Source organism: Anaeromassilibacillus sp. An200 (genome assembly GCF_002160025.1).
GTDB lineage: Bacteria > Bacillota > Clostridia > Oscillospirales > Acutalibacteraceae > Caccousia > Caccousia stercoris.
In genome coordinates, this window is sequence record NZ_NFJU01000121.1 from 1 (window position 1) to 1,381 (window position 1,381).

Genomic DNA, 1,381 nt, shown 5'->3' on the forward strand with positions numbered 1-1,381 from the left:
CGCTTCGCTGGCAGTGTACGACACTACCATGCACTGTCTGACACTACACGGAGGTATTGTTTCATATTACACATATTGGAACAAGGTGTGATTAGATTTTACGCTTACAAAAGACAGACTGGACAGCATCAAGAAAGGGGGGCATAGTCTGCCTTTTTGTTTTCAGGTTGGTCTATGAATAAAAACCAAAAGGAAAAAGATGTGCCGCAAGTGAATTTTGTAACACGCCCTTGAAAGCTGTGAGGCGAGAGATAATATATGATTCATTTTCTCTTTTTCTTCTTGGTGGGAACAAAGTATGGCTGAGGCTTCGCCTTTCCCCTCATATTGTTGGGATTTTTAAGCAGTTTAGACAGGCTCAATATCCGCATAAACGCCGAGAAATCCTCGGATGCAATCTTGTCAAAGGGAATCTGCATCTGGTCGCAAAACTCGTGGATTACCCGTTCCTCATTACTGCCCAACTGCATGGCACGGTCAAACTTTTCCTTGACCTCTGTAAAAGTCGGCTGCGGATCGGCGGTGATGCGGTCGGTGACATGGGCCTTCCGAATATCCTGGATGATGCTGTCCAGATCGTCGTGAATTGTGTGGCTGAAAAAATCGCTCTCCTGTACCTGACCAAGCTCCAGCGTGCGGACATAAAGGTCATTCTCTCCCGGCGCATGGCTGCGGATCACTTCCTGTCGGGTGGCCTCCAGCACCAGATTCATCTGAGCAATCCGCATATCAGCGATGCGGTCAACAAAAATCTCAATATCCGTCATCAGCCGCTGGAAGTTCTCGTGTGTGGCGATCTCACACAGCAGCCGGTTGTTGATTTTTCCGCTGCTCAATAATGTAACCATATCATCACTCAAATGCAGGGCCTGAAGCTCTGTGTTTGGGTGATTTTTATTTTCCGACACCCCCATCAGGTAATCGGTGGATACCCCGTAAAATTCCGCCAGCGTAGCGATGGCAAACGGGCTGATGTCCTTATAATCATCACTTTCATATCTTCCCAGCGCCGATCTGGACAGCCCCGTCTGCTCGGCCAGCTGCTCCAGCGTCAGGTGCTTATCCACCACCCGCAAGTCTTTTAACCGCTCCGGGATAGACAGCTTTGTGTGCATCCAAATTCCCCCTCTCATCAGGAAAATCCTGCCGTTTTCAATCATTATACCATGATTCCATAAGCATGGAAATATGCTGATTTCAAGCCGTTTTCCATCGTTTTGGACATACGGGAGAGGGCCTGTTTTTTCGGTAAAATGAGTTTTGTCAGGAGACACAGCACCTTGCTACGAAAATAAGTAGCGAGGGCGTGTACCTTGACAAACAGGTTTTCAATGCCTCATGAAAAACCATCGCAGCACAAAAAGCGGCAGGCCAAAACCTG

Annotated in this window: 1 protein-coding gene; it reads right to left on the reverse strand. The window is 47.9% G+C overall.

The annotated features are described in order from the left end of the window. Nucleotides 1-263: 263 nt before the first annotated feature. The gene (locus B5F35_RS18140) at nt 264-1,115 is read right to left on the reverse strand and encodes a helix-turn-helix domain-containing protein (RefSeq protein ID WP_087243079.1); all 852 of its coding nucleotides are present in this window, start codon (nt 1,113-1,115) and stop codon (nt 264-266) included. Between the last annotated feature and the right edge of the window lie 266 nt (nt 1,116-1,381).

Coding starts and splice junctions, on each gene's coding strand:
- B5F35_RS18140 (WP_087243079.1), bottom strand. CDS start 1,115: ATGCACACAAAGCTGTCTATCCCGGAGCGGTTAAAAGACTTGCGGGTG.